26 protein-coding genes are annotated in these 23,079 nt (G+C 71.4%); 7 read left to right on the top strand and 19 right to left on the bottom strand.

Going from position 1 to position 23,079, the window contains the following annotated elements:
* Positions 1–10 precede the first annotated feature (10 nt).
* The 5 genes from H7965_RS06945 to H7965_RS06965 all read right to left on the bottom strand — a co-directional run bounded on the left by H7965_RS06945 (position 11) and on the right by H7965_RS06965 (position 4,205).
* Positions 11–682 carry an RNA-binding protein gene (locus H7965_RS06945; protein WP_186769821.1) on the bottom strand — a complete coding sequence of 224 codons (672 nt, stop codon included), beginning with the start codon at positions 680–682 and terminating at the stop codon, positions 11–13.
* The gene (nusA, locus tag H7965_RS06950; protein WP_186769822.1) at positions 660–2,222 is read right to left on the bottom strand and encodes a transcription termination factor NusA; all 1,563 of its coding nucleotides are present in this window, start codon (positions 2,220–2,222) and stop codon (positions 660–662) included. Before nusA ends, H7965_RS06945 begins: the two co-directional genes overlap by 23 nt.
* A 4-nt stretch (positions 2,223–2,226) precedes the next feature.
* Positions 2,227–2,805 carry a ribosome maturation factor RimP gene (gene rimP, locus H7965_RS06955; protein WP_186769823.1) on the bottom strand — a complete coding sequence of 193 codons (579 nt, stop codon included), beginning with the start codon at positions 2,803–2,805 and terminating at the stop codon, positions 2,227–2,229.
* A 410-nt stretch (positions 2,806–3,215) separates the two neighbouring features.
* Positions 3,216–3,629, bottom strand: coding sequence for a PRC-barrel domain-containing protein (locus tag H7965_RS06960; RefSeq protein WP_186769824.1), 414 nt, complete (start codon positions 3,627–3,629; stop codon positions 3,216–3,218).
* Positions 3,630–3,827: 198 nt separating this feature from the next.
* Complete coding sequence (locus tag H7965_RS06965; protein ID WP_186769825.1) at positions 3,828–4,205, bottom strand: rhodanese-like domain-containing protein; 378 nt, start codon at positions 4,203–4,205, stop codon at positions 3,828–3,830.
* 118 nt (positions 4,206–4,323) lie between these two features.
* On the opposite strand from H7965_RS06965, the gene hemW reads away from it, so the two are divergent.
* On the top strand, positions 4,324–5,496 hold the full coding sequence (gene hemW, locus H7965_RS06970) for a radical SAM family heme chaperone HemW (RefSeq protein WP_186769826.1): 1,173 nt from the start codon (positions 4,324–4,326) through the stop codon (positions 5,494–5,496).
* Between the two features lie 339 nt (positions 5,497–5,835).
* Here the strand turns inward: hemW and rsmI are convergent, their stop codons facing one another.
* Complete coding sequence (gene rsmI, locus H7965_RS06975) at positions 5,836–6,726, bottom strand: 16S rRNA (cytidine(1402)-2'-O)-methyltransferase (RefSeq protein WP_186769827.1); 891 nt, start codon at positions 6,724–6,726, stop codon at positions 5,836–5,838.
* Here rsmI and H7965_RS06980 point away from each other — a divergent pair.
* Together H7965_RS06980 and H7965_RS06985 are read left to right on the top strand one after the other, a co-directional pair.
* Positions 6,711–7,877 carry a penicillin-binding protein activator gene (locus H7965_RS06980; RefSeq protein ID WP_186769828.1) on the top strand — a complete coding sequence of 389 codons (1,167 nt, stop codon included), beginning with the start codon at positions 6,711–6,713 and terminating at the stop codon, positions 7,875–7,877. The genes rsmI and H7965_RS06980 overlap by 16 nt on opposite strands.
* Before the next feature lie 217 nt (positions 7,878–8,094).
* Positions 8,095–9,465: an ATP-binding protein gene (locus tag H7965_RS06985; protein ID WP_229682482.1), complete on the top strand. Its 1,371-nt coding sequence runs from the start codon at positions 8,095–8,097 to the stop codon at positions 9,463–9,465.
* A gap of 207 nt (positions 9,466–9,672) precedes the next feature.
* Here H7965_RS06985 and H7965_RS06990 read toward each other — a convergent pair whose 3' ends face one another.
* The 6 genes from H7965_RS06990 to H7965_RS07015 form a co-directional block, all read right to left on the bottom strand.
* Complete coding sequence (locus tag H7965_RS06990) at positions 9,673–10,692, bottom strand: ketopantoate reductase family protein (RefSeq protein ID WP_186769830.1); 1,020 nt, start codon at positions 10,690–10,692, stop codon at positions 9,673–9,675.
* 50 nt (positions 10,693–10,742) lie between these two features.
* Positions 10,743–11,753, bottom strand: a complete 1,011-nt coding sequence (locus H7965_RS06995; RefSeq protein ID WP_186769831.1) for an NAD-dependent epimerase/dehydratase family protein — start codon at positions 11,751–11,753, stop codon at positions 10,743–10,745.
* 103 nt (positions 11,754–11,856) lie between these two features.
* On the bottom strand, positions 11,857–12,429 hold the full coding sequence (locus H7965_RS07000; protein ID WP_186769832.1) for a metal-dependent hydrolase: 573 nt from the start codon (positions 12,427–12,429) through the stop codon (positions 11,857–11,859).
* A gap of 179 nt (positions 12,430–12,608) precedes the next feature.
* Positions 12,609–13,241 (bottom strand): phosphohydrolase, encoded by a 633-nt coding sequence (locus tag H7965_RS07005; protein ID WP_186769833.1) that lies wholly within the window; start codon positions 13,239–13,241, stop codon positions 12,609–12,611.
* A 3-nt stretch (positions 13,242–13,244) separates the two neighbouring features.
* Entirely contained in the window at positions 13,245–14,000 is a 756-nt protein-coding gene (locus H7965_RS07010) for an MBL fold metallo-hydrolase (protein WP_186769834.1), read from the bottom strand.
* A gap of 165 nt (positions 14,001–14,165) precedes the next feature.
* On the bottom strand, positions 14,166–15,161 hold the full coding sequence (locus H7965_RS07015) for an asparaginase (protein WP_186769835.1): 996 nt from the start codon (positions 15,159–15,161) through the stop codon (positions 14,166–14,168).
* A gap of 136 nt (positions 15,162–15,297) precedes the next feature.
* On the opposite strand from H7965_RS07015, the gene H7965_RS07020 reads away from it, so the two are divergent.
* Entirely contained in the window at positions 15,298–15,840 is a 543-nt protein-coding gene (locus tag H7965_RS07020; protein WP_186769836.1) for a cytochrome P460 family protein, read from the top strand.
* 13 nt (positions 15,841–15,853) lie between these two features.
* Here the strand turns inward: H7965_RS07020 and H7965_RS07025 are convergent, their stop codons facing one another.
* Positions 15,854–16,783, bottom strand: a complete 930-nt coding sequence (locus H7965_RS07025) for a histone deacetylase family protein (protein ID WP_186769837.1) — start codon at positions 16,781–16,783, stop codon at positions 15,854–15,856.
* The gene (locus H7965_RS07030; protein WP_186769838.1) at positions 16,780–17,016 is read right to left on the bottom strand and encodes a sulfurtransferase TusA family protein; all 237 of its coding nucleotides are present in this window, start codon (positions 17,014–17,016) and stop codon (positions 16,780–16,782) included. The genes H7965_RS07025 and H7965_RS07030 overlap by 4 nt, the downstream gene beginning before the upstream one ends.
* A 72-nt stretch (positions 17,017–17,088) precedes the next feature.
* Between H7965_RS07030 and H7965_RS07035 the strand changes: the two genes are divergently transcribed.
* Together H7965_RS07035 and H7965_RS07040 are read left to right on the top strand one after the other, a co-directional pair.
* On the top strand, positions 17,089–17,985 hold the full coding sequence (locus H7965_RS07035) for an ROK family protein (protein ID WP_186769839.1): 897 nt from the start codon (positions 17,089–17,091) through the stop codon (positions 17,983–17,985).
* A complete protein-coding gene (locus tag H7965_RS07040; protein ID WP_186769840.1) occupies positions 17,975–18,370 on the top strand; it encodes a hypothetical protein in 396 nt (131 codons plus the stop codon). The genes H7965_RS07035 and H7965_RS07040 overlap by 11 nt, the downstream gene beginning before the upstream one ends.
* Before the next feature lie 17 nt (positions 18,371–18,387).
* On the opposite strand, the gene H7965_RS07045 is transcribed toward H7965_RS07040, so the two are convergent.
* The 5 genes from H7965_RS07045 to phbB all read right to left on the bottom strand — a co-directional run bounded on the left by H7965_RS07045 (position 18,388) and on the right by phbB (position 21,162).
* A complete protein-coding gene (locus tag H7965_RS07045) occupies positions 18,388–18,996 on the bottom strand; it encodes a GDSL-type esterase/lipase family protein (RefSeq protein ID WP_222440497.1) in 609 nt (202 codons plus the stop codon).
* On the bottom strand, positions 18,996–19,388 hold the full coding sequence (locus H7965_RS07050) for a carboxymuconolactone decarboxylase family protein (protein WP_186769841.1): 393 nt from the start codon (positions 19,386–19,388) through the stop codon (positions 18,996–18,998). The genes H7965_RS07045 and H7965_RS07050 overlap by 1 nt, the downstream gene beginning before the upstream one ends.
* A gap of 19 nt (positions 19,389–19,407) precedes the next feature.
* Entirely contained in the window at positions 19,408–20,061 is a 654-nt protein-coding gene (locus H7965_RS07055; RefSeq protein WP_229682481.1) for a YciI family protein, read from the bottom strand.
* Between the two features lie 51 nt (positions 20,062–20,112).
* A complete protein-coding gene (locus H7965_RS07060; RefSeq protein ID WP_186769842.1) occupies positions 20,113–20,352 on the bottom strand; it encodes a hypothetical protein in 240 nt (79 codons plus the stop codon).
* Positions 20,353–20,439: 87 nt separating this feature from the next.
* Positions 20,440–21,162 carry an acetoacetyl-CoA reductase gene (gene phbB, locus H7965_RS07065; RefSeq protein ID WP_186769843.1) on the bottom strand — a complete coding sequence of 241 codons (723 nt, stop codon included), beginning with the start codon at positions 21,160–21,162 and terminating at the stop codon, positions 20,440–20,442.
* A 562-nt stretch (positions 21,163–21,724) separates the two neighbouring features.
* Here phbB and H7965_RS07070 point away from each other — a divergent pair.
* Entirely contained in the window at positions 21,725–22,459 is a 735-nt protein-coding gene (locus tag H7965_RS07070; protein ID WP_186769844.1) for an SDR family NAD(P)-dependent oxidoreductase, read from the top strand.
* Positions 22,460–23,079 lie beyond the last annotated feature (620 nt).

Below are 23,079 nucleotides of genomic sequence, written 5' to 3' on the forward strand. Positions count from 1 at the left end.
GCGCCCGGCCTCAACTCCCTTTCGTCGCGCCGGACTTGTCCCGGCGCCGACCGGCCCCTTCGGGGGTCGCCTTGGCGATGCCGGCAAGCCGCGCGGCTTCCGCCTCGATGGCGTCCGCCAGCCGTCCGGGGGCGATCGCCACATGCACCGCATGGTCCCGGCCAAACACACTGCCCAGCGTTTCCGCCGGAAGCGGCGCCACTACGGGGATCCCGCGGCTGCCGATCAATCGTGCCCGCTCCGCCGGGCTGCCGTCCGAAGCCTCCACCAGCAGGCCGGCCTTGCCGGTCTGCAGCCATTCGCGCACTGCCTCCCGCCCGCACACCGCCTGGCCGCTCCGCCGGGCAAAGCCGACGAAATCCCGTACCCGGCGCCGCAGGCCATCCTCGATCCGCGCGCGAAGGTCGGGGGGCGGAAGCACTGGTCCGCGGGCCGCCTTCGCAAAGGCGCCTCGCGTCACCGCGCGTTCTAACACATCGGCCCTGGCCGACAACCACATTCCCCGGCCCGGTAGTTTCCCTTGCAGGTCCGGCACCAGCCGGCGCTCCGGATCCAGCACGAATCGCAGCATCTCCGCCTTCGGCCGGCTTTCCCGCGTCACCACACAGCGGCGAAGCGGGCCGGTTTCCGGCAGGTCTTCCTCTGCCTCCGGGGCAGGATCAGGCAGGCTTGCCGTCGCCATCCGCCGGTGTATCTCCCTCGGGGGCCGCGCCGCCCTCGAACCAATGCTGCCGTGCCGCCATGATGATGGCGTTGGCGGTTTCCTCGTCGATGCCGTCGGCGCCGATGATCTCGATCAGCTCGTCGGAGGCGAGGTCCGCCAGGTCATCCAGCGTCTTCACCCCCTTCTCGCCCAGCGCCACCAGCTGCACCGGGGTGAAGCCGCCCGCCTCGGCCACCGCATCATCCACGCCGAGCGCCTGCCGCTTCTCGTCCAGCTCCACGTCGCGCCGTTCCAGGAAGCCCTCGGCACGGCGCTTGAGCTCGGCCGCGACGTTCTCGTCGAAGCCCTCGATCTCCGCCAGCTCCTCATCCTCGACGGAGATGATGTCCTCGACCGAGGTGAAGCCCTCGGTCACCAGCAGGCCGGCAATCACGTCGTCGACATCCAGCGCCTCGACGAACAGGCCGCTGCGCTTGCGGAATTCTTCCTGACGGCGCTCGCTCTCTTCCGCTTCCGTCAGGATGTCGATGTCCCAGCGGGTGAGCTGGGAGGCGAGGCGGACATTCTGGCCGCGGCGCCCAATCGCCAACGACAATTGGTCGTCCGGCACCACCACTTCAACCCGCCGCGCCTCATCGTCCAGCACGACCTTCGTCACCTCGGCCGGGGCCAGCGCATTCACCACGAAGGTGGCGTTGTCGGGCGACCAGGGGATGATGTCGATCTTCTCACCCTGCAACTCGGCAACCACCGCCTGGACGCGGCTGCCGCGCATGCCGACGCAGGCGCCGACCGGGTCGATGCTGCTGTCGCGCGAGATCACCGCCATCTTGGCGCGGCTGCCGGGGTCGCGGGCGACCGCCTTGATCTCGATGATGCCGTCGTAGATCTCCGGCACTTCCTGGGCGAAGAGCTTGGCGAGAAAGCCGGGATGGGTGCGGCTGAGGAATATCTGCGGCCCGCGCGGTTCCTCCCGCACGTCGTAGATGTAGGCGCGGACCCGGTCGCCGTTGCGGAAGGCCTCGCGCGGGATGGTTTCGTCGCGCCGCAGCAGCGCCTCGGCCCGGCCGAGGTCGACCATGAGGTTGCCGTATTCGGTACGCTTGACGACGCCGTTGATGATCTCGCCGACGCGGTCCTTGTATTCCTGGTACTGCTTGCCCCGCTCGACTTCCCGTACCCGCTGGACGATCACCTGCTTCGCCGTCTGTGCGGCGATGCGGCCGAAGTCGATCGGCGGCAGCGGGTCGATGATGAACTCGCCGGCCTGGATGCCGGGCTTGAACTTCTGGGCGATGCGCAGCGGAAGCTGCGTCGCCTCGTTCTCCACCGGCTCCTGGTCCACCACCTCGGTCCAGCGGGAGAGCCGGACCTCGCCGCTCCTGCGGTCGATGACGGCGCGGATGTCCTTCTCATGGCCATATTTGGCGCGGCCAGCCTTCTGGATGGCCTGCTCCATCGCCTCCAGCACCTCGTCCCGCTCGATCATCTTCTCGCGCGCGACGGCATCGGCGACCTGCAGCAGCTCCGGTCGGGCGATGGCGATGTCGATGGCCATGGACCTAATTCCTCTGCGAGTAGGGCTGCCCATCGGGCGCGGCGCCATCGGCGTCCTCGGCCCCTCCGGGTGGCGGCGCCGCCGCGGTGGCGGCGATGAGTGCGTCGGTCAGCACCAGCTTGGCGCGGCGGAGATTGCCGCGCGGGAAGCTGGCGTCGGTGCCATCCTCCAGCCGCAGCCGTACGGTTTCCGCATCGGCGCCGAGGGCGATGCCCCTGAAGCGCTTGCGACCATCCTGCGGCACCACCAGCTCCAGGCTCGCCAGGTGGCCGGCAAAGCGGTTCCAGTCCTTGGTGCGGGTCAGCGGCCGGTCGATCCCGGCGGAGGAAACCTCAAGGGTCCACTCGCCCTTGATCGGGTCCTCGACATCCAGCACGGCGCCGACGGCGTGGCTGATCGCCTCGCAATCCTCGACCCGGAACGGCGCCTCATCCACGCGGTCGGCCATGATCTGCACCACCGGCCGTTCCTTGCCGCTCACCTGCACGCGGACCAACTCATAGCCCATGTGCTCGATGGTCGGCGCGATCGCATCGGCGATGCGCGCTTCCAGGCCTTCGTGATGTGGACGTTCAGGTTCCAAAAGCAAAAAAGGCGGCCCGTTAAGGCCACCCCCCGTAAAAGCGCGGATGGTGATGATTGGATGACTATAGGTTAGCGGCACTGCCACTGCAAGCCTCGTATCGGCATCATTCCGAGACTGGGTGTCTTCTCCCGGCGGGCATCCGCCAGGATTGAGCAGGTCCTCCCGTCCATACCGAGCTGGTAGAGGCTCGCCGCACAGCTGGTCAGCTTGACTTCCTATTCACGCAGCGCCGCCACCTTGGCCAACTGCACGTCAGAGCACGGCAATCAAATGATGCCTGCTGCTGAAGCCCTGGATCGAGGCGTCCGCCCCCGCCAGCACAAGCCTTGCCGGACAACCGTGGATCACGCCCTAACGTGGCGGAGAGGCGACGCTCCCGAACCCCGCCTGCGATCTTCCGCAGCCTGCTATGGCACCTGCAGCCAGTAGGGCTGTGCACCGTAATAATCATAGACCCGCTGGCCCCAGGCACGGTCCGTCCAGTCTGGCGCCTCGCTCGCTGCGAAGCTGGGCGCGCCCTCCAGCCGGTCGCGGTCGAGGTCCACCCGGTAGCCGCCGAGGGACAGGTCATACTCCAGCACCGACCAGGGCAACGGGTGGTAGCGTTCGCCGATGCCAAGGAAGCCGCCGAAGGCAAGGATCGCATAGGCGACCTGCCCCGAGCGCTTGTCGAGCATGACATCCTCGATGGTGCCGAGGTGTTCGCCCTCACGGTTATAGACCGGGGTGCCGGCGACCTTGCTGGCCGCGATGAGCTGCGCGGTTTCCTCGATCGCCACGGCGCCGCTGCCAGGCGTCACGGCGGTTCCGCCGATGGCCATGCTTTTCTCCCTGCATGAGGAAAGGCGGAAGGGGGGGCGGGCGACGATGCGGTTGGGACCGACTCCGCACCGCCGCCTGCCAGGGTCGCCACTGGGGGGAATGCAGCGACCTTGCCAACAACGGCCAACACCGCGCCGGGTTCCCGGCGTGGCGCGAAGGCTCTGGCGGTTCGGTACGGAAACGGTGTGCCGGGCGGGTCAGCCCGGCTCGACCGGCCCGCCCGCCTCGGTCCAATCCTTGAAGCCGCCCAGGTTGCGGACATCGGAATAGCCAAGGTCCTGCAACAGCTTGCCTGCCAGCGCGGCGCGGCCGCCGGAGGCGCAATAGGTGATGACGGTCGGCTTCTGGAAGGCCGGGTCGCGTTGCGGGCTTTCCGGGTCGGCGCGGAATTCCAGCAACCCGCGCGGGATCGGCAGGGCGCCCGGCACCTTGCCTGAGGCCGCCACCTCCGGCGGCTCCCGCAGATCGATGAAGACCGCCTTGCCGGCGTCGTGCAGGGCCTTCGCGTCGGTGGCGGAGATCCGCGGCACCGCGGCATTGGCAGCGGCGAGCATGTCCTTCACGGTGGTCGGCATGGCTGGGTTCCTCCCGGAGCGTGTGCGGGGCAGAGGCTAGCCCGCGATCGCCTCGTGTGGAAACCATGGATCGGGCGGGGCGGCGCGGCGGTTCGACATCGCCCGCGACCAGGGCCATATGCCGTGGGTGACCGAACCCCTCGCCCTCTACCTGCACTGGCCCTTCTGCGCTGCGAAATGCCCCTATTGCGACTTCAACAGCCATGTGCGGGAGCGGATCGACAAGCCGCGCTTCCGTGCCGCCCTGCGGCAGGAGCTGGCCGGGGAGGCGGCGCGGGCCAATGCCGCTGGCCGACGGCCGCTGGCCAGCATCTTCTTCGGCGGCGGCACGCCGAGCCTGATGGAGCCGGAGACCGCCGCCGCCCTCATCGCCGACGCCAGGGCGCTGTTCGACGCACCGGACGCGCTGGAAGTGACGCTGGAAGCCAACCCGACCAGCGTCGAGGCGGCGAAGCTGCGGGATTTCCGCGCCGCCGGGGTCAACCGCATCTCGCTTGGCGTGCAGGCGCTGGACGAGGCGGCGCTGCGCTTCCTCGGCCGGAAGCATGATGCGGCGCAGGCGCTGGCGGCGCTGGAGGCGGGGCGGGCGATCTTCCCGCGGCTCTCCTTCGACCTGATCTATGCCCGCCCCGGCCAGCCCGAGGCGGCCTGGCGGGCCGAGCTGCGGCAGGCGCTGGCGCTCGCCGCCGACCACCTCTCGCTCTACCAGCTGACCATCGAGCCGGGCACCCGCTTCGCCACCGAATACGCCCGCGGCGCCTTCACCCTGCCGGATGCCGATGAGGCGGCGCGGCTCTACTGGGCAACGGTGGAAGAGGCAGGGCGCTTCGGGCTCGCCCCCTATGAGGTCTCGAACTACGCCAAGGCGGGCGCCGAGAGCCGGCACAACCTCGTCTACTGGCGCTATGGCGACTACCTCGGCATCGGCGCCGGGGCGCATCAGCGGCTGATGGTGGAGGGCCGGCTGCTGGCCGCCCGCCGCCACCGCGCGCCGGAGGAATGGCTGGCGCGGGTGGAACGGGATGGCCACGCCCGGACCGAGGAGGAGGCCCTTTCGCCGCGCGACCGGGCGCGGGAGGCACTGCTGATGGGGCTGCGCCTGGCCGAGGGCATCGACCCCGCCCGCCTCGCCGCCCGCAGCGGGATGACCCTGGCCGAGGCGGTGGACCCGGCGATGCTCGCCGCCTGCCTTGACGAGAATTACCTGGAATGGACCGAGGCCGGCCGGCTGCGGGCGACCGACGAGGGGCGGATGCGGCTGGATGCCATGCTGCCGGTGCTGCTGCGCTGAAGGTGATCGGGCAGGTTACCGAAAAGCCCAGGCGTGGGCGGGCCTGAACCCGTGGAGCTACCAACCCTTGAACCCGTCATGGCCGGACTTGATCCAGCCACCCCGGCCCCTGTTCTTACAACGGAATCGAATGCGCGGATCAACTCCGCGTATGACGGAGTGGGGGCAACTCCTGCCGGCCCGGCTCCGATGGTGTAGCGCGCCGGACCTCACCGCCCCTTGTCTTCTCCCCACCCGCTACAGTGGATTGCAGTCAGGTCCGAACGCCGCGCCGCTGAAGCCTGTTGCTTACAGAATGGATTCAAGCGGCCGGGCGTTCATGCCCGGCCGAAATCCGCTCTACCCCCGCGCCAACTCCAGCGCCCTGGCATAGACCTGCTTGCGCGGTAGCCCGGTCGCCTCGGCCACCATCGCCGCGGCGTCGCGCACGCTCATCCCGGCGGCCAGCGCGCCGCGCAGCCTGTCCTCCAGCTCCGCCGCGCCCGCCGTCTCCGTCGGCGCCGGGCCGACCACCACGGCGACCTCGCCGCGCGCCGCCTCCCGGGCGTAATGTGCCGCCAACTCGGCCAGGGTGCCGCGGCGCACCTCCTCGAAGCGCTTGGTCAGCTCCCGCGCCACCGCCGCCGGGCGGTCGGGGCCGAGCCCCTCGGCCAGCGCCGCCAGCATCTCCGCCAGCCGGTGCGGCGCCTCGTAAAAGATGGTGCTGGCGGAGAGCCCGGCGCGCTCCACCGCCCGCAGCCGGGCGACCTCCGCCGCCCGCGCCGCCGCCTTGCCGGGCAGGAAGCCGAGGAACAGGAAGGGGTGCGGCGGCAGGCCGGAAAGGGTCAGCGCCATCACCGCCGCATTCGGCCCGGGGATGGCCGAAACCGGCAGCCCGGCGGCGATCGCCGCCCGCACCAGCCGGTAGCCGGGGTCGGAGACCAGGGGTGTGCCGGCGTCCGAGACCAGCACGATCCGTTCGCCCGCCCGCAGCCGGTTGAGCACCCGGGGGGTCTGGTCATCCTCATTGTGCTCGTGCAGAGGGATCAGGGTCACCGAAACACCATGCCGCGCCAGCAACGCCCCGGTTACCCTGGTATCCTCGCAAAGGACCGCCGTGGCGTCGCGCAGCGCGGCCAGGGCGCGGGGCGAGAGATCGCCGAGGTTGCCGATCGGCGTCGCCACCAGCAGCAGGCCGGCTGGGTGCGCGACCGGCTCAAGGTCAGGAGGATCGTGTGTCACTTCAGTCATGTTCCGCACCCCGGGCGGGTTTCCCCCGGCGATGGCTGCCGGCGCTGCTGCTCCTGCTATCTCCGCTGGCTGCCTGCGCCCCGCAAGCCCCGCGCTACGCCGCCCCGGTCTTCGTCGCCCCGGCAGCGATGCAGGAGGCGCCGCGCGGCCGGGTCGGGCTGCTGCTGCCGCTGTCCGGCGCCAACCGGCAGCTCGGCCAGGCGATGCTGAACGCCAGCCAGCTGGCGCTGTTCGACCAGGGCGACCGCAGCATCGAATTCCTGCCCAAGGACACCAGCGGCACCGCGAATGGCGCGGCGGAAGCGGCCCGCAGCGCCATCGCCGAGGGCGCCCGCGCCCTGGCCGGGCCGCTGACCCTCGGCGAGACCGCCGCCGCCGCGGGCCCGGCCCGCGCCGCCCGGGCGCCGCTGATCGCCTTCACCAGCGATGCGGCGCAGGCCGGCGGCGGGGTCTGGGTGCTCGGCATGACGCCGACGGAGCAGGCGGAGCGGATGGCCGGCGCCGCCGCCATGGACGGGGCGCGACGAATCGGCTTGCTGGCGCCGGACGACGAGTTCGGCCGCCGCCTGGCCGCGGCGCTGCGGACCAGGTTGCCGGCGCTCGGCCTGCCGCCGCCCTTCGTCCAGCTGCATCCGCGGCTCGGCGACAGCGCCCAGGCGGCGCGGACGCTGGCCGAGCAGGCCGGGCCGGAGGGGCTGGACGCGGTACTGCTCGGCCTCGGCGGGGAGCGGGCGCGCACGGCGGCGGCGGCGCTGGCAGCGGCGTTGCCGACCCGGCCGCGCTTCCTCGGCATTGCAACCTGGGGCACCGACCCGGGGCTGGCACAGGAGCCGGCGCTGGTCGATGCCTGGTTCCCTGGCCCCGACCCGGCGATCCGGGCGCAATTCGACTCCCGCTACCAGGCAGCTTTCGGTGAGCGGCCGCCGCCGCTGGCGGGCATCGCCTATGACGCCGCAGCGCTGGCCAGCCGCAGCCTGCGCGACGGCATCGGCTCGCCGCCGGTGGGGGAGGCGCTGCTCGGTGCCGACGGGCCGATCCGGCTGACCCCCGATGGGCTAGCCCAGCGCGGGCTGGCGATCTTCGCGGTCGATCCCTCCGGCGAGCCGCGGCTGATCCAGCCGGCGCCGGTGCCCGGCGCGCCGGGAACATGATTCGGATGGCCCTGAACCCGAACAGGCTCAGGTCTCCCTCGGGCGCCGGGCGCAAGCGCTTGGTTCGCTGGACTTCGCGCCATCGGGCGTGGCGCGCGGAAGCGCGCCCGGGCCTGTCAGGCGGCCGGTCCGTTGGCGTGAGCTTGGCCGCGCTCCAGGGCCGGGAAGCCGAAGCCGTGGCTCCGGCCGGCTGATGCGGCGGGGGCAGATCTTTCGGGTGCTGAGGGCCGCCGGGCTGATCGGCGGAGTACCGTGGGTGGTGCTGCTGGCGCTGATGCTGGGGGGCGCGCTGGAGTGGCGCGCCGGACTGCTGGCGATCCTCGCCTGCAGCATCGGCGCGCTGGGGTTGGCGCGGATCTGGATCGGCAACCTGGCGGGGTTGGCGGATTCGCTGCGCCGTGCCGCTGCCGAGGATGGCAGGCTGGTGCCGCCCTCCACCACCCCGCTATTGCCGGCGGTGGCGGAGATCAGCGACGGCGTCGCCCGCCTTGCCCGCACCCTGGCGGAACGCGCCGAGCTGGTCGGGCGAATGCGGCGCGCCGATGAGGCGATCGTCGAGACCTTGCCCGATCCGCTGCTGGTGCTCTCCCCGGCGCGGCTGCCGCTGCGTGCCAATGCCGCGGCGCGGGCGCTGTTCGGTGTCGGGCCCGGGCGCGGGAGCGTCGCCGGGGCGGGCGACATCGCCGCGCTGCTGCGCCATCCGGTGCTGGCAGCGGCGGTGGACCGGGCGCTGGCCGAGCAGCGGGCGCAGACCGCCGACCTGGTGCTGCCGGTGCCGGTGCTGCGCGAGATTGCCGCCCAGGTGATCCCAATGGAGCCGGCGCTGGCCGATGGCGGCCGCATCGTCATCCTGCTGTCCGACCGGTCGCGGGAGCGGGCGGTGGAGCGGATGCGGGCGGATTTCGTCGCCAATGCCAGCCATGAGCTACGCACCCCGCTGGCCAGCCTGATCGGCTTCATCGAGACGCTGCGCGGCCCGGCAGAGGATGACCCGGCGGCGCGGCAGCGTTTCCTCGGCATCATGGCCGAGCAGTCGGAACGCATGCAGCGGCTGATCGACGACCTGCTCGGCCTGTCGCGCATCGCGCTGACCGAGCACCAGCCGCCGACCGGCCGCGCGGTGCTGGCGGCGATCGCCCAGGCCGAGGCGGAGGCGCTGGAGCCGCTGTTCCGCAGCCGCGGCATCACCCTGACCCAGGCGCTGGACGATGCGGCGGTGGCGGCACCGGCGGATGCCGAACAACTCGCCCAGGTGGTGCGCAACCTGCTGGAGAATGCGGTGCGGCATGGCCGCGAGGGCGGCCAGGTACAGCTTTCGGCTGGCCCCGGTGGGCGTCAGGGCGGCCGGGAGGGCGTGATGCTGGCGGTGAGCGACGACGGCCCCGGCATCCCGCGCGAGCACATCCCCCGGCTGACCGAGCGCTTCTACCGGGTGGACACCGGTCGGTCGCGCAGGGCAGGGGGCACCGGCCTGGGGCTGGCGATCGTCAAGCACATCGTCAACCGTCACCGCGGGCAGCTGCATATCGACAGCGAGGAAGGCCAGGGGGCGACCTTCCGGGTGTGGCTGCCGGCCGAGCAGCGGTAGGGGAAGGCCGAAGCAACCGGTCCGAGCGCGCTTCCGCGCCCCGGGCCAGCATGGCGCGCCAGAACGCCGCAGATTCGGCCAGCTCCGCGGCGGAGAGGTCGCAGGCGAAGACCCGTTCGCCGAGGGCGGCGAAGCGCTGTGCGATGGCGCGGCAGAAGCCATGGTCGGCACCGGTGACAGCGACCGTTACCCCGCCGAAGCGGATGTTCAGGCCCGCGCCAGCTCCGGCAGGTTGGCATCATCCATCGGCCGGGTGCCGGCCTCGCATTCATGGATCATCGCCACCAGCCGATCGACCAGCGGGCAGGCGATGCCGTGCCTCGCGCCGATGGCGGAGATCGGCGCGATCTGCGCATCGGCCTCCGTCCTCCGCTTCCGGACCCAGAGGTCGCGCCAGATGCCGCTATGGGTCTTGGCGCTCGGCCGATTGAAGGCGACCATCTCGCGCAGCGCGGCGCGGGCCTCCGCCTCGGTGGCGCCCGGCAGGAAGCCGGCGGGGTTGAAGGGGGCGAAGGCCAATGGCCGCACGCCTTCCGCCAGCGCGACGCGCATCACCTCCCCAACCAGGGCGCGGAACAGCGGCACCAGCTCAGCGCGGTCGAGACAATCGGCGATGCCCTTCTCGCCCAGCGCCTGGGAGAAGAGTAGCGCGAGGTAGCCGAGCTTGCCCCAGAGATACCCCCAGATCTCCCGGGTCAGCACCGCATCCGGCTCGAAGTCGCGCAGCAGCGCGTGCAGGGCGGCAAGGCGCGGCGTCTCGGCGCCGTCGATCTCGCCGACCACCACCGGGCCGCGGTTGCCGTAGACGATGCGGCCGGGTGCATGCCAGTCGGCGCCGTAGTTGATGAAGGCGCCCATGGTGCGCGGCGCGCCGACGATCGGCGCGATCAGCGTTTCGCAGAGGCCGTTCTGCAGCGACAGCACGTAGCCGTCCTCGGCCAGGTGCGGCAGCAGGGCGCGGCAGGCGGCCTCGGTGTGCTGCGCCTTCACCGCCAGGAAGATGTGGGAATAGCGGCCCTGCAGCGCATCCGGCGTGAAGGCGGGCGCGGTGACGGTGAACCGCGCCACCGGCCCTTCGATGGATAAGCCCCGCGCCGGGTCGCGGATCGCCGCGACATGCTCCGGCACGAGGTCGACGAAATGCACCGCATGCCCGGCGCGAACCAGAAAGGCGCCGGCGGTGCCGCCGATGGCGCCCGCACCCCAGATCAGGATCGGTTCCGCCATCGCCTTGTCCTCCGCCTGAAGCGGAGACGGTAACGCCCGCCGGCCCCGCGTCAACCGGCGGCGGCTTCGTTGCCGTCACGCCAGGCGATCAGGCGGCGCAGCCCCTCGCGCATGGTGACCTCCGGCGTCCAGCCGATGGTGCGCGCCGCTTCCTCATGCGCGATGCGGAAGGCGCCGCCGGAGGTCAGCCGGACCTTGCCGTCATTGCCGACGAACTCCGGCGCCGGCCCGCCGCCGGCCAGCTCCGTCACCAGCCTCACCAGTTCCAGCGTGGTGATCGGCTCGGGGCCGGAGGTGTTCACCGCAACATCCGTCGCGGCACTTTCAAAAGCCATGCGGTTGGCCCGGGCCAGGTCGCCGACATAGACGAAATGCTTGGTCTCGCTGCCGTCGCCGAAGACCTGCGGTGGCTCGCCACGGCGGACCTTGTCCATCGTCTCGATGATGTAGAGGGCGTTGGCGGCGCGGTAGTGCTGACGTTCGCCATACACCGTGGAATAGCGCAGCACGACGTAATCCTGGCCCCATTTGCGGAAGGCGTCGCGGCAGAGCTGCTCGCCGATGATCTTGCTGGCGCCGTAGAGGATGGCGGCCGGCGGTGCGCCCATGCTGTGGAAGGGGGTGCTCTCGACCAGCTCGCCGGCCACGCCGGGGCCGTAGCCATAGGTGGCGTTGGAGGAGGCGAAGACGACCTTCCGCACCTTGTTGACGCGGCAGGCTTCCAGCACGTTCTGCACGCCGCGGATGTTCACATCGAGCCCGCCCCAGGGGTCGCGGTCCATCGAGAGGGTCATGTAGGCGGCAAGCTGCAGCACGCCGGCGGCACCTTCCGTCACGCGCAGCAGCTCGGCGATGCGCATCACGTCGCCGCGCACGAGCTTCAGCCGCGGGTGGTCCTGCAGATGGGCGATGGCGGCATTGGAGCCGAAGGCGAAATTATCGAACAGCACCACCTCGGCGGCGCCATGGTCCAGCAGCTCCCCGGCGGTGGCCGAGCCGACCAGGCTGGCGCCGCCGATGATGACGAAGCGGTTCCCGGCGATGGGGACGGAGGCGGACATGCGATTCACTCCCGGTAATCCTGTTCAGCGCATCCAAGCGCGGCTGAGGGCAGCGGGAAAGGCCCCCTGCGGCAAGCCACGGCGCGGCCTGCGCCTGAAGACCTCAGCGTGCCGCCAGCCGCCGCGGTGGCGGTGGCCGGGGCGGCGGCAAGGGCAGCGCCGTGTTGGTCACCCAGAGGCCGAGATGGTGCAGCGCCTCCCGTGGGTCGGGACGGGCCGGCAACTGCGACCAGGCGGTCAGCAGCACCAGCGCCACCACCAGCGGCTCGAAGGGTGAGCCGGTACGGCAGAGCGGCAAGGCCCAGGTGCCGCGCAGCGGCCAAGCCAGGCGCAGCCCGCCCGGCGTCAGCAGATCCGCGGCCAGATGGCTCAGATAGCCGACCATCAGCGGGGCGGTGAGGTGCTGCGGCAGGGCGGCGTGCTGCACCAGCATGCCGCAGCCGACCAACGCCAGCAGGGAATGGGTCACGCCGCGATGCCCGAACACCGCGGCGATGATGGTGGAGACCGGGCGGAGCCGGCGCCCCACCCAGGATTTCGGATGGTCGATGTCCGGCAGCAGCCCGCCGAGGACGGCCAGCGCCAGCCCGACAGGGTCCAGCGGCGGCTGGTCGAACTGCGGCGCCGCGATCAGCCAGGCGGCTGCCCCGAGGGCGATATGGGAGCCTGCCAGCATTGCCTGAGAACAGCCTACCCCATGGCGGATCGGCGCCGCCCGGCACCATCTCCCTCATCCGCCAGAATCAGGAGCAACGCCAGGATCTTCGGCAAGGAAATTCATATTTTGCACGAAGTGGCGATCAGGCGGGAGCATCAGGCCTTCCCGCAACACCGCGATGCGGCCTGCGCGGGGCCTCAGCCTTCCCCCGTGGCCGCCCGCAGCGCCACCAGGAAACGCTCGGCGGCCAGCTCGGGCGGCCAGGGGCGCCAGGCCTCCTCGCCGAACCCCGCGAGTGGATCGGCCGTCATCACCGCGGCACGAATGCCGAGCGTGCTGCGCACCTCTTCCCGGGTCCAGCCGGCGACATGCACCGCCTCGGCCGCCGCCAGCGCGATGTCGCACAGCTTGTGGTCGCGCTTGCTCTCCGCGGTCCATGGCGGCAGCGCGTAGCGTAGCGCCACCGCCGCCTGCAGCCGCGCCTGCAGATCGGCGAAGCCCGCGCCGAGGAAGGGCTTCAGCGGAGAGATGCAATCGAAGCCGAGCAGCCCTTCCTCGGCATCATGCAGCAGCTCCCGCCGCTGCTCCGCCAGGGTCAGCCCAGCCCGGCTGCGCGACCGGCACAGCGCCAGCACCGCCAGCGAATGCTGCGCGACCGAAAGCGGCGCGCCCGGCCAGATCGAATGCCCGCCCCAGCGGAAGGTGCGTGACAGGCCGATCGCCAGATCCTCATCGGTCCAGTCGAAGGGCGTTGGCGCCAGCAGGTCAAGCCGGCGGCCGGAGGGCAGGCGGACCCAGGCGCGAGCGGGGATGCGCGCCGGGGCCGCCATGGGTCAGAAGCGCGGCGCGGAGATGTCGAACTCGTGCATCACCTCGACATCCTCGCTGAACCAGGAGGCGATGCCGGCACGGCGCTGGCCCATGTACTCCGGCTTGCCATTGGCATCGAGGCGCATGGCCAGATCGTGGCCGGGGATCAGCACCGTGCCCGGCGTCTCCCGCCACAGCCCCCAGATGCGCTCAAGGCTGGCGCGGCTGGCGGCGCCATCCATTGTCATGTCGACGGCCAGCGAGAGCAGCTCGGCACGGTTCTTCGCCGCGTCGCCACTGAACACCACGGGCACGTCATTGCCGGTCATCCGGTAGACCAGGCAGCCCGGGGTGTGGCCGGGGCAGAGGTGGGCGGTGAAGCCGGGCAGGAAGGACTGGTTGTCATCCAGGAGGTGCAGCTTCGGATGCCGCGCGAGGTCCTTCACATAGAGCTCGGGCAGCGGGTTGAAGCCGGTGGGCACCTTGGTCGCCCATTCCATCTCGGTGCGGCCGATCCAGATCTCGGCATTCGGGAACAGGGTATAATTCACCGAGTGGTCCCAATGCGCGTGCGTCAGCACCACATCGGTCACGCTCTCCGGCTTGCAATCGACGGCGGCAAGCTGGCGGGCGAATTCGCCGCGGATGGCGAAGGAGCCGACATCGATCAGGATGGTCCGGCCATGGCCGCGCAGCAGGGCGATGGTGCTCCAGCCCAACCCACCGTGGCAGAGCGACTTGCCGGGATACCCCTGCACCAGTGAATCCAGCCGATACATCGCCGCCTCCCGCATTATCCGGGCGGAGACTCGCGGTGAAGGCGCGCGGCGTCAACCTCCCGGCCGGCGCAAGGCATCCTGCCCGGCGGACCCGCCCATGCCTGGCCCGGACGCGCTTCTGCGCGCCGCGCCCGGCGTCCGAAGGGGGCAGGGTTCAGCGCGGCATCAGTAGGTGGCGAAGATCCGGGCGATCTCCACCGGGTCGCTGGTGACGGTCAGCGCCAGGGCCAGCAGGATGCGGGCCTTCTGCGGCGTCAGATTGTCGGCCGGGATGAAGCCGGCCTCGCGCAGCTTGGTGGTCGGGAAGACCCGGCCGCTGCCGGCGCGGGTGGATTGCACCACCACCACGCCGGCGGCCCGCGCCGCGCGCAGCGCCTCGGCATCGCCCGGGGTGACGAAGCCAGGGGCGAAGCCGGCGGCGACGATGCCCTTCGCCCCGGCGGCGGTGAAGGCGCGCACCGCCGTCCCATCGGCGTCGGCGTAGGCATAGGCGATATCGACCCGCGGCAGCGCATCCAGCCCACGGATGTCGAATTCGGTGTCCGGCGCCAGCCGGCGCAGCGGCCGGCGGTACCATGCCAGCCGGTCGCCATCCGCATGCCCAAGCGCGCCGAAATCGGCGCTGCGGAAGGTCTGCATGCGGCCGGTCGAGGTCTTCGTCACCTCCCGCGCCGCCTGGATCTCGTCATTCAGCAGCACCAGCGCGCCAAGGCCGCGCGCCTCCTCGCTGGCGGCGACGCGGACTGCATTCACCAGGTTCAGCCCGGCATCGGTCGAAAGCGCGGAGGCCGGGCGCTGCGCGCCCATCACGACGACCGGCACCGCCACCTTCAGGGTCAGCGAGAGGAAATAGGCCGTCTCCTCCAGCGAGGCGGTGCCATGGCCGATGACGATGCCGGAAAGCCCGGGGTTCTCCGCCGCCACCTGATCGCAGAGCAGTACAAGCTGCCGCCACTCCGCCCAGCCGATCTGCGGCGAGGGCACGTTGCGGTAGGGGACGGCGAAGACCTCGGCGACCTGCTGCACCTCGGGGAAGCGCGCGAGGATGCCGTCGGCCTGCAGCAGCATCCCGTTCGCGCCGTAATCGACGGTGTCGAGCGGCCCCTTGCCGATGGAGGCGATGGTCCCGCCGGTGCCGATGAAGGCGACGCGCTTGGTCATGCGGAGGCTCCCTGCCAGAGAACGCCGAGACTGCCACGCTGCGCCGCAAGTGGCTACCGCAGCGCAACAAGCAATGTCGTTGCGCCGCGTTGCGGCGCGGGTGTTCACTTCCGGTCAGACTGGGAGGAACCAGGGCATGCAGCCCATCCGCAGCGTGCTTGCCGCCGCCGTCGTGCTGGCGCTGGCCGGCGTGGCCATCGCCCAGACCGGCTACACGCCGGGGCCGCACAACATCACCCTGCCGTCCGACTGGCAGCAGCGCTTCATCCGCTACGCCACGGTGGACAACGCCAGCCGCAAGATCATCCGGCACATCTACGTCAATCCGGAGGCCTTCGCCGCGGCCCGGCCGGGCCAGCCGCTGCCGGATGGCACGCTGATCATCATGGCGGATACGCGCGCACGGCTCGGCGCCGATGGCGCGCCGCTGCTCGACCAGCAGGGCCGCTTCATCCCGGAGCCGGGCTGGATCGCCATGGGGGTGCAGGAGAAGCGCGCCGGCTGGGGCGTGGGCTACGGGCCGGAGAAGCGCAACGGCGAGTGGGAATACGCCCGCTTCAACGGCGACGGCACGCGCAGCACCGCCAGCGTCGAGGCCTGCTTCACCTGCCACCTGCAGACCCGCGCGCGGGAGGATTTCGCCTTCAATTTCTGGGATTACGTGCAAACGCGGAAGTAGCAGCCCCCGAGGCTCAGGCCCGCATCAACGCCCTGACATGCGCCGCGGTGCTGGTCGCCAGCGCCTCCAGATCGTAGCCGCCCTCCAGCAACGAGACCACGCGGCCCTGGCCATGCCGCTCGGCAATGGCGCAGAGCTCCGCCGTCAGCCAGGCGAAATCCGGCTCCCGCACCCTGAGCTGGGCCAGCGGGTCGCGGGCATGGGCATCGAAGCCGGCGGAGATCACCAGCAGTTCCGGCGCGAAGGCGTCCACCGCCGGCAGCAGCCGGGACGTCCAGGCGGCGCGAAAGGCCTCGCCATCGGCACCCGGCGGCAGCGGGGCGTTGAAGACATTGCCCGCCCCCCGTTCCCGCGCATCGCCGGTGCCGGGGTAGAGCGGCCATTGGTGGGAGGAGGCGTAGAGGATGCTGGCATCCGCCTCGACGCAGGCCTGGCTGCCATTGCCGTGATGGACATCGAAATCGACGATCGCGACCCGCGCCACGCCATGCGTCGCCTGGGCATGGCGGGCGGCGACGACGGCGTTGGAGAACAGGCAGAAGCCCATTGGCCGGCTCGGCTCGGCATGGTGGCCGGGCGGGCGCACGGCGCAGAAGGCGCGCCGCACTTCGCCCCGCATCACCGCATCCACCGCCGCCACCGCGGCGCCGGCGGCCCGCAGCGCGGCCTCGGCGCTGTCGTGGCTCATGATGGTGTCGCCATCCAACGGTACGCTCTCGCCCGGCCCCGGGCGGATGCCGAGGATCGCCTCCACATACTGCCGCGGATGCACCCGGCAGAGCTGCTCAAGCGTCGCCTCGGGCGTCTGGCCGCGGATCAGCCCGGCGAATTCCTCCTGGTCCAGGGCCTTCAGCACCGCGCGCAGGCGGTCGGGGCATTCCGGGTGATAGTCGCCCGGGTCGTGCAGCAGGCAGGCGCGGTGGGTCAGCAGCAGCACGCTCATCCCGGCTCGTCCCGCTTGCGGAGGACGAAGCGAAACACGCCTTCGCTGGCGTCGGAGGACAACAGCGCGTGGCCGGTCTCGGCGCAATACGCCGAGAAGTCCTTCACGCTGGCGGGGTCGGTCGCCAGCACCACCAGCTCCGCGCCGGGCGGCAGGCCGCGCAGCGCCTTGTTGGCCTTGAGGACCGGCAGCGGGCAGGACAGCCCCTGGACGTCGAGCAGTGTTTGCGGCATCCGCCGAGTCCAGCACCCGCGCCCGCCCACCGCAAGGCTTGCGATGCGGCCGCCGGCCAAGCAGTCTGGGGCATGACGCTGCGATTCGGGATTGACCTCGGCGGCACCAAGACGGAGATCGTGGCGCTCGACGCCACGGGGGCCGTCCGGCTGCGCCAGCGGGCGCCGACGCCGCCCGACTACACCGGGGTGATTGCCCTGATCGGTGAGTTGGTGGAGGCGGCGGAGGCCAGGCTGGGGGCCTCCGGCTCGGTCGGCATCGGCATTCCCGGCAGCCTCTCCCCCGCCACCGGGCTGGTGCGCGGGGCGAATTCCACCTGGCTCAACGGCGGAAGGCTGGACCGCGACATCGAAGCCCGGCTGGGCCGCCCGGTGCGGCTGTCCAATGACGCGAATTGCCTGGCGATGAGCGAGGCGGCGGATGGCGCCGGCGCCGGCTTCGATACGGTCTTCGCGGTGATCCTCGGCACCGGCGTCGGCGCCGGCATCGTCAGCGGCGGGCGGGTGATGGAAGGCCGCAACCGCGTCGCCGGCGAATGGGGCCACAACCCGCTGCCCTGGATGACCGCCTCGGAACACCCGGGCCCCGTCTGCTGGTGCGGCCGCCGCGGCTGCATCGAGAGCTTCCTCTGCGGCCCGGCCCTGGCCGCCGAGGCCGATGGGCCGGGCGCGCGCGACGCCAGCGTCCTGCCCACCCGCGCCGCCGCCGGCGATGGCGCCGCCGCCGCCGCGCTCGCACGCCACACGGACCGGCTGGCGCGGGCGCTGGCGCATGTGGTGAACCTGCTGGACCCGGATTGCATCGTGCTCGGCGGCGGGTTGTCGAACATGGACCACCTCTACGCCGAGGTGCCGGCGCGCTGGGGCAGGTGGATCTTCAGCGACACGGTGACCACGCCGCTGCGTCGGGCCTGGCATGGCGACAGCTCCGGCGTGCTTGGCGCGGCGAGGCTCTGGGATGCCGGCTGAGCTGCGCGCCGGGGTGCTGTACATGGCGGTGGTCTTCGCCGTCGGAGTCCTGTTCGGCCCAGTGCGTGAGCTGGTGCTGACGCCGACGCTGGGCCCAGGTGCCGCGATCGTCATCGAGGCGGTGCCGCTGCTGCTGGCCATGGCCTGGGCCGCGCCCTGGGCGGCGCGCCGCTTCGCCGTGCCACCGACGCCGCGCGCCCGGTTGCTGATGGGGCTGGGCGCCCTGCTGCTGCTGGTCCTGGCCGAGACGGCGCTGGATGCGCTGCTGCGCGGCCGCGGCCCCGGGATGTGGCTGGAGCGGGCGCTGACGGGGCACGGACGGATCGGGCTGGCGCTGATGGCTGCCTTCGCCGTCATGCCGCTGCTGCTGCGCCGCCGCGCCTGACGCTGCCGCGGGGATACTTACCCTCCCGTCAGCTCCAGCCAGGGCTCCCATGCCTCCACAAGCGCCGCCACTGTCGCATAACCGGCGGCATCCGGGTGCACGCCATCGCCGCGCGCTGCGCCGCCACGCCAGGCGGAGCTGTGCGACAGCGCCGCGTGCAGCGGCAGGAAGGGCACGGCGAAGCGCTCCGTCAGCGCTTCCAGCAACGGCGAGAGCGCGGCCACCCGGGCATCCTGCACCGCGTCATGCAGCGCCGGCGGCGGCCCCAGCAGCAGGGTCGGCCAGCGGGCGGCGGACCAGTCGAGCAGCGCCGCGGCGTTGTCCAGCGTCTGCTCCGTTGGCACCCGCGGCATGCCATCCTCGAAGGTGGTGTCGTTGAGGCCGAGGCAGAACACCACCGCCTGGGCATCGCCCGGGGTGCCGACCAGCCGGGCCAGCACCTCGGCCTCGGCGCGGCGGCGGATGTCGGCGCTGGTGTCGCGGCGGATGCCGAGGTTGTAGGCGGTGACGGCGACTCCGCGCCCCCAGGCCGCCGCGGCGCAGCGGCCGACCCAGCCAAGGGTGGTGGCATCGCCGACGCCGGCGGTGAAGCTGTCGCCGACGAAGCAGGCGCGCAGGTCGCGCATCATGATGACTCGAACTGCGGGTCGATCGGCACGCGCAGCGCCTCGGCCAGCCGGTTGGTCTCGGCCGCCATGCCAACGACGGCCAGCAACTCGCCGAACATCGCATCATCCATCCCGGCGCGGCGGGCCGCGGCGCCGTGGCTGGCGGTGCAATAGGCGCAGCCTGCGGCCATGGAGGCGGCGAGGTAGAGCATCTCCTTCATCCGCGCATCCAGCGCACCCGGCGCCATCACCTGCGTCAGGCTCTCCCAGGTGCGTTTCAGGGTGGCGGGGTCGACCGCCAGTGCCTTCCAGAAATTGTTCACATCCGGCACGCCGCGCGCCGCCTTGATGGCGTCATAGACCGCCCGCACCTCGGGCGAGGCCTCGGCGTATTCGATGAGGCGCGGCATCAGCTTTCCCCCAAGCGGATCATGCCGGGCTCCCCGGCAACGGCGGGTAGGGCTGCACGCCGATGCGCCAGCGCTCCACCCGCAGGTCCTGCCAGACGCCCTCGGTCACATAGGGTTCCGTGGCCAGCCAATCCTGCACCGCCGCCTCATCCGGCAGGGCGAGGGCGATGATGGAGCCGACCATGGCGCCATCCGGCATATCCAGGATGGCGCCGCCGATGCGGATGCGGCCGGCGGCGACCTCCGGTCCCAGCCGGGCGAAATGCCGCGGCCGGACCGCCAGGCGGCGCCGCGGCGCCTCGGCATCGGTGCCGTCGCGGGCGATGACGGCGAAGGCGTGCAACGGCCCAGCCTCGCCACCCGGCCGTCCGGGTTGCGGCGCCCAGGGCAGTGGGGCGATTCGGAAGGGCAGGATCGCGTGTCGCACCCAGATGCCGTCGCGGTGGAAGAGCTCGGTGGCCAGATAGGCCGCCATCTCCACCATCGACGGCACCTCGAAGAATTGCAGCGAGCCGGCGGTGGAGCCATCGGCGCGCAGCCGCGGGCCGGACATCACCAGCCTGCCGGCCGCGGCGTTGCGACGGATGCTCTCGACATGCGGAATGCGCGCAGCCTCCCGCCGTGCCGGCGCTGCCGCATCCGTCCCGTCATCACCGATCAGCACGAAGCCCATGGCCGCATCCTCTCCCGAAGGCGGGAGAATGCCGCCACCAGCCGGGCGGGGCTACCGGTTGGTGCGGCCACGCTGGTCGGGGTTCACGCCGCCCTGGCGCGTGGTGTCGTTCATCACGTCGCCCTCGCTGGTGTTGTCGCCCTCCAGCGCCTCCGGGTCGGTTCCGCTGCGGGCGGTGCCCTTGGAGGCGCCAATGCCGGGATTGCGGTCGAGATCGTCCGGCGGGCGCGGGGTGTCGGCGGACCGCCCGTCGCCCTTCTCGGCCCGGCCCTGCGGATGCTTGCTGCTCATGGCCATGCTCCTGCCGTGGAGCAGGTTCCAACGATGGCCGTGGCCGCTTGTTCCCCGGGGCGCCGAAGCGCTCCGGGCCGCCGACCGTCAGTACATGTGCTGGCCACCGTTGATCGACAGGGTCGAGCCGGTGATGAAATCGGCGTCGTCGGCGGTCAGGAAGACCACGCCACGGGCGATGTCATGCGCGGTGCCGAGCCGGCCCCGCGGGATGCGGGCGACGATCTTCTCCAGCACGTCGGCCGGCACCGCGCGCACCATCTCGGTATCGACATAGCCGGGGGCGATGGCGTTTACCGTGATCTGGTTGCGCGCGCCTTCCTGGGCCAGCGCCTTGGTGAAGCCGTGGATGCCGGATTTGGCGGCGGCGTAGTTCACCTGGCCGAGCTGCCCGGCCTGGCCGTTGATGCTGCCGATGTTGACGATGCGGCCGAATTTGCGCGACGCCATGCCGTCCCACACCGCCTTGCACATGTTGTAGCAGGAGCCGAGGTTGGTATCGATGACGTCGTCCCACATCTGCCTGGTCAGTTTGCGCATCATTGCATCGCGGGTGATGCCGGCGTTGTTGACCAGGATCTCGATCGGCCCGTGCTCGGCCTCGATCCGGCCGACGGCGGCGACGCAGGCGTCGAAATCGGCGACGTTGAATTTGTAGCAGGGGATGCCGGTGCGTTCGGTGAAGGCCTGCGCCGCGGCATCATTGCCGGCATAGCTCGCCACCACGGTCCGGCCGGCTGCCTTCAGCGCCTCGCTGATCGCGGCGCCGATGCCTCGCTGGCCGCCGGTGACCAATGCTACCTTCGCCATTCCCCGTCTCCCATTCCTGTGCGCAGCCTGGCGTTTCGGTGGCGCGCCGGCGCGTGTTCTTGGGGCGCTCCCCGGATTCCCGCAACTGGGGCCCTGATCCGAAGGCGGCGGCACCCCGGCGGTTCCCACAGGTCAGCGCGGATCGCAGTGCGGGAGCAAGCGCGGATCGCGGGGCGGGTCATCGCCCCAGGTCGAGAACCTGGCCGGCGTAGCGCAGCGACAGGATGGAAGCGACCACGCCGTCAAGCTCGGCATTGCTCAACCGGCAGTCTGGCATTCGGGCGTGCGAGGTCCGCAGGAAGGCTCACACCGACATCCCAATGGTCGAGGACATGCGCGCCTTGGTGGCGAAAGACGGCACCACGTCGCCCGGTGCGATAGGCCGGCCGGGCCCGGCCAGAGGGCAAGTGGCGGACCAATTCTCCGCGACGGAGCCGCCATGGGCCAGACGTTCGGCCTGGCCGGCGCCGCCATCCTGGGCGACCGCCGCCGCCGCCGCGCCTGGCGCCTGGTGCGCCGCCGGTCCATCCTGCGGCCGCAACCGAGAAATGGGGAGTGAAACATGGCAAGGTTCACCGGCAAGGTGGTGCTGATCACGGGCGGCGCCCGCGGCCAGGGCGAGGCCGAGGCGCGGCTGCTGGTGGCCGAGGGCGCCCGGGTGGTGATTGGCGACGTGCTGGAGGAGAAGGGTCGCGCGCTGGCGGCCGAACTCGGCCCGAATACCGTCTTCCTGAAGCAGGACGTGACGGTGGAGGCAGATTGGGCGGCTGCCGTCGCCGCGGCGGAGAAGCTCGGCGGCGGGCTGCACGGGCTGGTGAACAATGCCGGCATCTATCAGCCGCGCCGGCTGATGGAGACGGATGCGGCGCTGTGGGACCGGCACATGCAGGTCAACCAGCTCGGCTGCTTCCTCGGTATGAAGGCGGTGGCGCCGGCGATGGAGCGGGCCGGCGGCGGCTCCATCGTCAACATCTCCTCGACAGCGGGGCTGCGTGGCTCGCCCGGCGCCATCGCCTACAGCAGCACCAAATGGGCGCTGCGCGGGATGACCAAGGCGGCGGCGGTGGATCTGGCGCCGAAGCAGATCCGGGTGAACTCCGTGCATCCCGGCCCGATCGACACTGAAATGGTGAAGGTCTGGAGCAATGAGCAGCGGGCGACGCGGCTGTCGCAGATCCCGATCGGCCGCATCGGCACCGCCGAGGATGTGGCGCGGGTGGTGTTGTTCCTGCTTTCGGACGACAGCAGCTACATGACCGGAGCCGAGTTGGCCGTGGATGGCGGGGCTAGTCTCTAGCATTTCCCAGCAAGACCGCTGCGCGGCCTTGCTGGACCCCGGAGTCCCTCCCGATCAGCGCGTCGGCACGCCTTCAGCGGACGGCCGCCAAGTGCCCTGGGTCAGCATGTACAGCCCGGGTGCCGGGAACTCCGCCGGGCCTTGGTACCGGCGCCCGCCCGGCCGGCCTGATTGAGGCGGTCGTCATGCCGCGTCACCGCCGCGCCGCTTGCCGCCCTGGCCCAATCGGCGTGGCGGCAAGGCAGGAAAGTGCCTTCTGGGCGCCCAGGCTGAAGGAGTAGGACATCGCGCTGGAGTAGCCGGCCCGATCCGGGCTTGCGGGTGGTCGGCTTCAGGCGACCACGCCCCGGCGGCTGCGGAGGGTCGCCAAAAGTGGTGCGGTGGCGCCGTCCGGCCGGCATGGTCGGACTTGATCCACGGCTGTCCGCTGTTACCGCCAAGCAGAAGATGCGCGGATCAATTCCGCGCATGACGGCTCGTCAGACGCACCTAACCCGGATCATTCACGGCGGCGGTGACGCGCGTCCCCTGGCTGGCGCGCGGCTCGCGCCGTGGTTGTGCGGGCGAGCGGGATCGGCGCCGGTCCTATTGGCCGGGGTTCAGGTGCGGATCGCGGGGCT

It is taken from the genome of Siccirubricoccus deserti (genome assembly GCF_014283215.1).
GTDB lineage: Bacteria > Pseudomonadota > Alphaproteobacteria > Acetobacterales > Acetobacteraceae > Siccirubricoccus > Siccirubricoccus deserti.

Bases quoted from the DNA above. Each gene is read 5' to 3' on its own strand.
- H7965_RS06945 (WP_186769821.1), bottom strand. From the start codon at position 682: ATGGCGACGGCAAGCCTGCCTGATCCTGCCCCGGAGGCAGAGGAAGAC.
- nusA (WP_186769822.1), bottom strand. From the start codon at position 2,222: ATGGCCATCGACATCGCCATCGCCCGACCGGAGCTGCTGCAGGTCGCC.
- H7965_RS06960 (WP_186769824.1), bottom strand. From the start codon at position 3,629: ATGGCCATCGGCGGAACCGCCGTGACGCCTGGCAGCGGCGCCGTGGCG.
- H7965_RS06965 (WP_186769825.1), bottom strand. From the start codon at position 4,205: ATGCCGACCACCGTGAAGGACATGCTCGCCGCTGCCAATGCCGCGGTG.
- hemW (WP_186769826.1), top strand. From the start codon at position 4,324: ATGCCGTGGGTGACCGAACCCCTCGCCCTCTACCTGCACTGGCCCTTC.
- rsmI (WP_186769827.1), bottom strand. From the start codon at position 6,726: ATGACTGAAGTGACACACGATCCTCCTGACCTTGAGCCGGTCGCGCAC.
- H7965_RS06990 (WP_186769830.1), bottom strand. From the start codon at position 10,692: ATGGCGGAACCGATCCTGATCTGGGGTGCGGGCGCCATCGGCGGCACC.
- H7965_RS06995 (WP_186769831.1), bottom strand. From the start codon at position 11,753: ATGTCCGCCTCCGTCCCCATCGCCGGGAACCGCTTCGTCATCATCGGC.
- H7965_RS07000 (WP_186769832.1), bottom strand. From the start codon at position 12,429: ATGCTGGCAGGCTCCCATATCGCCCTCGGGGCAGCCGCCTGGCTGATC.
- H7965_RS07005 (WP_186769833.1), bottom strand. From the start codon at position 13,241: ATGGCGGCCCCGGCGCGCATCCCCGCTCGCGCCTGGGTCCGCCTGCCC.
- H7965_RS07010 (WP_186769834.1), bottom strand. From the start codon at position 14,000: ATGTATCGGCTGGATTCACTGGTGCAGGGGTATCCCGGCAAGTCGCTC.
- H7965_RS07015 (WP_186769835.1), bottom strand. From the start codon at position 15,161: ATGACCAAGCGCGTCGCCTTCATCGGCACCGGCGGGACCATCGCCTCC.
- H7965_RS07020 (WP_186769836.1), top strand. From the start codon at position 15,298: ATGCAGCCCATCCGCAGCGTGCTTGCCGCCGCCGTCGTGCTGGCGCTG.
- H7965_RS07025 (WP_186769837.1), bottom strand. From the start codon at position 16,783: ATGAGCGTGCTGCTGCTGACCCACCGCGCCTGCCTGCTGCACGACCCG.
- H7965_RS07030 (WP_186769838.1), bottom strand. From the start codon at position 17,016: ATGCCGCAAACACTGCTCGACGTCCAGGGGCTGTCCTGCCCGCTGCCG.
- H7965_RS07035 (WP_186769839.1), top strand. From the start codon at position 17,089: ATGACGCTGCGATTCGGGATTGACCTCGGCGGCACCAAGACGGAGATC.
- H7965_RS07040 (WP_186769840.1), top strand. From the start codon at position 17,975: ATGCCGGCTGAGCTGCGCGCCGGGGTGCTGTACATGGCGGTGGTCTTC.
- H7965_RS07045 (WP_222440497.1), bottom strand. From the start codon at position 18,996: ATGCGCGACCTGCGCGCCTGCTTCGTCGGCGACAGCTTCACCGCCGGC.
- H7965_RS07050 (WP_186769841.1), bottom strand. From the start codon at position 19,388: ATGCCGCGCCTCATCGAATACGCCGAGGCCTCGCCCGAGGTGCGGGCG.
- H7965_RS07055 (WP_229682481.1), bottom strand. From the start codon at position 20,061: ATGGGCTTCGTGCTGATCGGTGATGACGGGACGGATGCGGCAGCGCCG.
- H7965_RS07060 (WP_186769842.1), bottom strand. From the start codon at position 20,352: ATGAGCAGCAAGCATCCGCAGGGCCGGGCCGAGAAGGGCGACGGGCGG.
- phbB (WP_186769843.1), bottom strand. From the start codon at position 21,162: ATGGCGAAGGTAGCATTGGTCACCGGCGGCCAGCGAGGCATCGGCGCC.
- H7965_RS07070 (WP_186769844.1), top strand. From the start codon at position 21,725: ATGGCAAGGTTCACCGGCAAGGTGGTGCTGATCACGGGCGGCGCCCGC.